Below are 6,714 nucleotides of genomic sequence, written 5' to 3'. Positions count from 1 at the left end.
GATGACCAGGGCCGCATAGTCCTGATCGATGAACTCATGGTGGATGGCGGTGTTTCACTTACCACTCCTACCGTACTGTACCGGTTCCACCTGGGCAACCACCTGGGTTCTGCGCTGTTGGAGTCAGACTACAGCGGTAATATGATCAGCTTTGAGGAGTATTACCCTTTTGGAAGCAGCTCGTACAGATCGGGCCGGAATAGCGCAGAAACGTCCCTTAAGCGGTATCGGTATGTAGGTAAGGAGCGCGATGATGAGACCGGGCTTTACTATTATGGGGCACGGTATTATGCGGCCTGGTTGGCGAGGTTTGTTTCAGTTGATCCGCTGAAGGATGATTATCCACAGCTTACACCTTATCAATATGCGAGTAACGACCCAGTTGGAGATGTGGATATTGATGGACTGGAAGGAACAAAAACGAAAAGCCCTCCTATGGTTAAATCTGACGCAACCAACATAGACCCACTCAGAGATAAAAGACTAAGCCTTCAGTTATCTCAAAAACAGCGGCAAGAAAAGCAGCAACGACTTAAACAACTGTTATCAGGTGAAGGTCTTGATCCAAGAAATGATCCCAATGCGACTTTTTTAAGCCCTGCATCAAATAAATCAGAGGCACAACGGCAAAAAGAATTAAGACAATTTGAGTTTAAGGAGAACATACAACGGCTCAAGGAGGGGCAATTAGCCACTCAGGGAGAATTCGCTTTTAGAATGTCTGAAGACCCCATGATCAAGGGTGTGGCTAGTGGTTTGATTGTTGGCGTGGTGGCAGAATCAGTAGCCGGAAGCCAAGCCGCAAGGACACTACTACCTAAAGTAAAGCCCTTTGCAGAAAGATTTTTGGTGGATGCAGCAACACAGTCCTTGGCAAAAGCGATTGACAGGTTCCAAGAAACTGGGAAAGTGGAATTTAGAGCAGGTGATATTGACTTAGCCAATGCTTTTTTTAAAGGAGCATTAGGTAAGCTTAGCAAAGACAATCCTGCTTTAGTACTAGTAGAAGAAGGTCTCAAAACGTTAGTCGATCTGGATACTGATGACGGTTTGGTGATAAAAGATTTGATTGATGATCAAAACAAAATCCTCGCTGAATTTGGTTTAAGAATTGCCTTTAAGTTTATACCTGGGGGATCGGGCAAAGATGATTTAGGTAATACCGTTAAGAATCCTACTAAAGAGTTTGTAATAGAGGTTTTCAAAAAGCAGGGTAGAAATGAAGCCAAAGAAATTTTATTGCGAGATCAAGGAACTAAGCATAGCCAATAATATCGACTTAAATGATCAAAAAGTCTGAAAAATATTTTGGTTGGACCGTTATAATCATCAGCATAATTGCTTATGCTGTTTGGAGTTATATTCACCATTCAGATAAAAAGAAAGTTAAACAAGATCATATTTTGATAATAGGACAAATCGAAAAGTACCATTCTGTCGGATCTCTCGAATCATTTCATCTGACTTACAGGTATTATGTCAAGTATAAAAAATATAAAAGGACTATTCCGGTTGATCCAATATTTAAAGGTTGCGAACACGATTTTAGCCTATGCTCTGATAAAAAATTTTGGGTAGCTTACGAAAAGGGCAATCCTTCCAACAGCTTAGTTAATGTCTACATAGAACTTCAAGATATTGAAAGCCCCATTCCTCCTAAGACATTGGAAGGGTTTAGGTAAGGTTACTTAGCAAAAGCCTTTTTCGTACGTGCGTTTTGCAGCAGGTTATCAAGCGTGTACAGGATCGGGCTTTTGTCTTCCTCGGGCAAACTCTGAATCTCAATCCCCCAACTGGCGCAAGTCTGTACATTGTGCCTTAAAAATGAATCCGAGAGTCTGTGACTCGGCAAAACAGGCTGACTCCTAAACCATAAGTGTAAAATACAAAATACGCGATCAAACCAGGCTTCACTTTATAACGTTTGCTGTGGTAGAATGGGTAGATGTATTCACCAGAAACGTATACAAAGATGTACTGATTGATAGCCTCCGTTATTGCCAAAAACACAAAGGACTCTTGTTGTACGGCTGGTGTATTATGACTAATCATGTCCACCTGATCATTTCCTCCGCTGATGGTTTCAAACAAGAATATATCCTGAGAGATTTTAAAAAGCATACCTCCAGGCAATTGATAACAATGATAGAAGGAAATCCACAAGAAAGTCGAAAAAACCGGATGTTGTGGTTATTCAAAGAAGCTGGAAAAAGCAACAGCAACAACAAGTACTATCAATTTTGGCAACAAGATAATCACCCGTTAGAACTATCCGGTAATCTGTTAATAGATCAGAAACTTAGTTATCTTCACAATAATCCTGTGGAAGCAGGAATAGTAGATGAGCCTGAAAGTTACTTGTATAGCAGTGCACGTGACTATTCCGGGAGAAAGGGTTTCATTGATATAGAATTCATTGAATGATTGGGGATTGGCTCCACTGGGCCGGGTTACAAACCCTGGTGACCATTGGAAGTCACAAGTCATAGACTTGCGCCATTTGGGGTATTATCGAAAAACCGTGAACGGCACACTACAAACCGAACGTAGAAGTGCATAGGTAAGGGATGACCAGGGCCTCCTGGACGTGCTACCTTTGCTTTAAATGAATGTACAAATAAGAAGCTATTTCTTGCAGGAGATACCTTAACGAATTAATGATGCGTCCAACGATAGGGAGACAGCTTCGTAACCCAACCCACCGGCAACGCCAGCCTCGCTGTGACGTTCGGGTTTTTAGCGTGCCATTTATTGGGATAAGTAACTTTGAAAAATGATCAAAATAATTGAATCCACTTCCTGCCAAGGATTTTAGATTAGAATGGCTGCCCCAAAAACAATCGTCATTACGAACCTCAGCACAGGGCTGCGCCGGGGGAGGTGAAGTAATCTCCTGATCGCCGGACGCAGACCAATCTAGTTTACATTACACCATAGGGAGACAGCTTCGTAACCCAACACACGGGCAACGCCAGCCTTACCGTGACATTCAAATTTTAAAGTTCATTTTTAATGCAAGCATTTTTTAAGTGTTCCAACAGTGACAATAGGAATTGGGTTTTGATAGGTTTTTTTAACGTAGAAGCGCATATTAGTTTACTTCAAAAAGAAAAAATGCGACAAAATACCAACAAAAGTGTTTAATTTGTCGTTATTGAATAAAAGAACGCAAAAGCTATGGGTGCAGAACTGCTAATACTCCAAAAACAAACCATTTATGAGTTGTTAAGCGGGTTTTTATATAAAGGAGAACAAGTGCCGGCTTCTTCTTTAAAAACATTCATAGATTCGATTGAAACCAGCCAAAATACAGCCTCCAAGCTTTTAGGAGTATCCACCCGCACGTTGCAACGTGAATTAAACCAAGATCACTTAAGTAAAGATATCTCAGACCGGTTCCTCCAGGTGATAGACCTTTATAAAGAAGGGGTTGAAGCCTTTTTTGACCTGGAGACTTTTAAAAACTGGCTGGAAACAGGTAAATCCATTTTTCATGGCAAGAAGCCCTTTGAGCTCATGCACTCCATCACCGGTATTCAGCAGGTAAAAGAAGAAATTATCCGTACTAAAATGGGCATCCTGTCTTAATGTTAGTTTATCGGATGGCCCATCCGAAATATGCGAATGATATTTCCGGCTATGGATCCCTGATCGTTCCGGGAAGGTGGAACTTTCAAGGTGTGCGTGTTTTATATACTTCTGAAAATTCCAGCCTGGCCCTTTTAGAATACCTGGCCCACACAGAAGGGTTAACCCGACGACTACCCTATCAACTCATCACCATCCACGTACCAGAAACAGAAATTAAGATCACTTCTTTATCGGACCTGGCCCCAAACTGGAAAGAGCACATTATACCTACCCGTGAAACCGGCAATCAATGGCTGGAAGGTGGGGAGTCATTGGTTATGAAGGTCCCATCGGTGATCAATGAAGACAATTGCAACTATCTTATCAATCCTGAGCATGCGCATTTTGAACAGGTCAAAGTGATCGGTACTAAAGAGATCACTTTTGATAAGCGACTTTGGTGAGCACGGAATGCCATAGGTGCGGGGCATCGGACAAAGATTAGGGTCTAATTTCTTTGGACATATTCCGGTTATCCGTAAGTCAGCTTCCTATAAATCCTTAAACTGCCTTCATGACCAGGTAGTGCGATGAATTTGAGAAGGGAAAGGCCATCAGGCACTTAACGCTGTTTTATCAGATCATCAACGATTTACCAGAGTAACAGATGGTAAAACTTTCAATTAATGAGTATATTGAATTTTCATATTGGATTATTTCTATGAATATCAATAAACCTGTTACGATTACTTTGGCAATAATTATCGGGATTTTAACCGTTTACGCCATTGCTTCCGGCAGAAACTCTTTTAAAAAAATCAAATCTCTCACCTCGCAGATCGAAAATACGGTGGATTCTCTCTCTTTCGTTCAGGAACGATATGACTCTCTGTCATTGGCTTACGAAGCTATTGAAACTCAACTAACTACCACAAAAAGTAATCTCACCCGGTTCAAACATGATATTGACTCTCTTTTAGCCCTTAGAATGCGGAGTATTGCCACACTGAACCAGGCCCTGGATGATGTGATAGAACGGCAGGACTCTGTGCAAAGACTGGATAGTTTGAACAATAGTTTTCGATTTAAATGATGCGACACTCATTGACATACGTTTTATTGCTATCGTTCGTTTTCATGGCTCCAGGGTTATTAGGGCAGGTTACTTTTCATACATCCGATGACTTCATCAAAGCAAATAAAGGGGCCATGGTCAATATTGCTGCTGATACAGCGTATGTCGTAAGTACCTCCCGTATCCGATACATCAACCACCAGCTGGATAACCTTGATTCTATCCAGTTATTGTACAATGACCTTGTAGACAACAGAAACACTTTATTAGATGAACTAAAGAAAACAAATAAGGTACTGAAAAGGATCGGAGAGCTTATAGAGGCCGATAGCACAGTACTGAGCAATGACATGGCTTTTATCCTCCGGGATCTCAGCACTACACTCAATGATTTAAAACGAAATAATAACGAACTCAAAAAGAACAACGAGACATTGGAACATAAATCACAGCAGTTGGAGCGTCTGGTGAAGGAATTACGCAAAGAAACCAAGGGCATCTGGTGGAACGGACTTCTTGATAAAGTAGTAGTGTTTGCCGGTGGTGTGGGAGTGGGTCTCCTGATCGCAGCCTTATAATCCTGTAAAGCCACCACGAATAAAGATCTTATAACAGAAAACTAACCGAATAATAAATAAACCATCGATTCTATGAGCATATTCAGTAAAATATTGGGTTCCGGTACAAAGGAGGTATTGAGTGGTGTGGGTAACATCATTGGTAAATTCAAGATGAGCCCCTCTGAAAAAGAGTCTTTCAAGCTTCAACTGGAAAGCCTGCTTCAAAAGCGTGATAGTGAAATTGAAGAAACTTATCGTTCTGAAATAAATGCTAAAGCAGACATAATCAAAGCCGAACTTTCACAAGGGGACAACTACACCAAACGAGCACGCCCCACAGTGGTCTATATGGGACTGGTCTTCATCCTGCTCGAGATATTGGGTTTGAGGCACCTCATTTTATCCAATATATATCAGGATGCCACTATGTTACAGGCCATGATCAAACAATCTGATGCTATTTTCAATAGCTTTCTTCTTACCTGGGGCGGAGTAGTAGGTGTTTATGGTATTGGTCGGTCTTTTGAAAAAACGGGTGTACGTAACCGGCTGACAGGGATAATTACGGGAAGTGGTGCAAGTAAAGTAGATGATATTAAAGGGTAAGGAATATGGAAATCACAGATCACCTGCTAAAGGAAAATAAAACCGAAAAGATCACCCATCAACTCACGGATAAAACCAGCGGTAAATTTGTGCAGGGGCAGCCGGACACGGTGGTGGTTCACTTCACTGCGGGGCGTGATGCCCGGTCTTCCATTGCAACACTTATCAACCCGACCGTTAAAGCCAGTGCACACCTGGTGATAGGCCGTGATAATAGCATCACACAGTTGGTCCCTTTTGATAAGATTGCCTGGCATGCAGGCAGAAGTAGCTGGGACTCACGGAGTGGCTTAAACCGCTATAGCATCGGAATAGAAATTGACAATGCCGGGCGACTGGATAAGCAAGGGAATGAATATTTGTCCTGGTTTAAAAAGTCCTATCCGGCGGAAGAAGTATTTGAGGGTGTACATCGCAACGAGGAGGCTGCTAGCTTCTGGCATCGCTATACGGAAGATCAAATCAAAATTACCGAAGACATTATCCGTTTGTTAGTGGGTCAGTATGGTATTAACCTGATCCTGGGGCATGAAGAAATTTCCCCTGGCCGAAAGGTAGACCCGGGACCGGCCTTTCCCTTGGATAAGATCAGGAACGACATTTTATTTTCAGACCGTCAGCAGGAGGATGAAGATGAGTTTGAAGGTGACCTGGGAGGAATGCCATCAGAAACAATGGGACTCGTTACTGCCAATAAATTAAATGTTCGCTCCGGGCCAAGTACAGACAGTATCAAAATAACGAAGCCTTTACCGCGTGGAAGCCTGGTAAAAGTAATAGAACGACAGGGCAATTGGTATAAGGTAAAGATAGAAGAACAAGGATGGGTAAGTGCAGACTGGTTAAGGGTAGATTAACCTGCTCAATGAACGATAATGCAAGCATGGCCTTGATCTTCTTCCA

Annotated in this window: 9 protein-coding genes; all 9 read left to right on the top strand. The window is 42.1% G+C overall.

Going from position 1 to position 6,714, the window contains the following annotated elements:
- Positions 1-1,272: RHS repeat domain-containing protein (locus tag FNH22_RS30425; RefSeq protein WP_221420384.1), on the top strand; the 1,272-nt coding region annotated here is incomplete at its 5' end.
- An 11-nt stretch (positions 1,273-1,283) separates the two neighbouring features.
- Positions 1,284-1,682, top strand: coding sequence for a hypothetical protein (locus FNH22_RS30420; protein WP_143402316.1), 399 nt, complete (start codon positions 1,284-1,286; stop codon positions 1,680-1,682).
- 247 nt (positions 1,683-1,929) lie between these two features.
- Positions 1,930-2,424 (top strand): transposase, encoded by a 495-nt coding sequence (locus tag FNH22_RS30415; RefSeq protein WP_370513208.1) that lies wholly within the window; start codon positions 1,930-1,932, stop codon positions 2,422-2,424.
- 753 nt (positions 2,425-3,177) lie between these two features.
- Positions 3,178-3,588: an antitoxin Xre-like helix-turn-helix domain-containing protein gene (locus FNH22_RS30410; RefSeq protein ID WP_143402314.1), complete on the top strand. Its 411-nt coding sequence runs from the start codon at positions 3,178-3,180 to the stop codon at positions 3,586-3,588.
- A 14-nt stretch (positions 3,589-3,602) separates the two neighbouring features.
- Positions 3,603-4,034 carry an RES family NAD+ phosphorylase gene (locus FNH22_RS30405; protein ID WP_185154508.1) on the top strand — a complete coding sequence of 144 codons (432 nt, stop codon included), beginning with the start codon at positions 3,603-3,605 and terminating at the stop codon, positions 4,032-4,034.
- A 257-nt stretch (positions 4,035-4,291) separates the two neighbouring features.
- On the top strand, positions 4,292-4,663 hold the full coding sequence (locus tag FNH22_RS30400; RefSeq protein ID WP_143402312.1) for a hypothetical protein: 372 nt from the start codon (positions 4,292-4,294) through the stop codon (positions 4,661-4,663).
- A 44-nt stretch (positions 4,664-4,707) separates the two neighbouring features.
- Positions 4,708-5,223 (top strand): hypothetical protein, encoded by a 516-nt coding sequence (locus tag FNH22_RS30395; RefSeq protein WP_143402311.1) that lies wholly within the window; start codon positions 4,708-4,710, stop codon positions 5,221-5,223.
- A gap of 72 nt (positions 5,224-5,295) precedes the next feature.
- A complete protein-coding gene (locus FNH22_RS30390; RefSeq protein WP_143402310.1) occupies positions 5,296-5,811 on the top strand; it encodes a 3TM-type holin in 516 nt (171 codons plus the stop codon).
- Positions 5,812-5,816: 5 nt separating this feature from the next.
- Positions 5,817-6,668, top strand: a complete 852-nt coding sequence (locus FNH22_RS30385; protein WP_143402309.1) for an N-acetylmuramoyl-L-alanine amidase — start codon at positions 5,817-5,819, stop codon at positions 6,666-6,668.
- The last annotated feature ends 46 nt before the right edge of the window (positions 6,669-6,714 follow it).

Source organism: Fulvivirga sp. M361, assembly GCF_007097395.1.
In the GTDB taxonomy this organism is placed as follows: domain Bacteria; phylum Bacteroidota; class Bacteroidia; order Cytophagales; family Cyclobacteriaceae; genus Fulvivirga.
The sequence above is the reverse complement of the archived record's forward strand: the minus strand, read 5'-3'. Positions and strand labels throughout refer to the sequence as shown.

Coding starts and splice junctions, on each gene's coding strand:
- FNH22_RS30405 (WP_185154508.1), top strand. CDS start 3,603: ATGGCCCATCCGAAATATGCGAATGATATTTCCGGCTATGGATCCCTG.
- FNH22_RS30395 (WP_143402311.1), top strand. CDS start 4,708: ATGGCTCCAGGGTTATTAGGGCAGGTTACTTTTCATACATCCGATGAC.
- FNH22_RS30385 (WP_143402309.1), top strand. CDS start 5,817: ATGGAAATCACAGATCACCTGCTAAAGGAAAATAAAACCGAAAAGATC.
- FNH22_RS30400 (WP_143402312.1), top strand. CDS start 4,292: ATGAATATCAATAAACCTGTTACGATTACTTTGGCAATAATTATCGGG.
- FNH22_RS30410 (WP_143402314.1), top strand. CDS start 3,178: ATGGGTGCAGAACTGCTAATACTCCAAAAACAAACCATTTATGAGTTG.
- FNH22_RS30390 (WP_143402310.1), top strand. CDS start 5,296: ATGAGCATATTCAGTAAAATATTGGGTTCCGGTACAAAGGAGGTATTG.
- FNH22_RS30420 (WP_143402316.1), top strand. CDS start 1,284: ATGATCAAAAAGTCTGAAAAATATTTTGGTTGGACCGTTATAATCATC.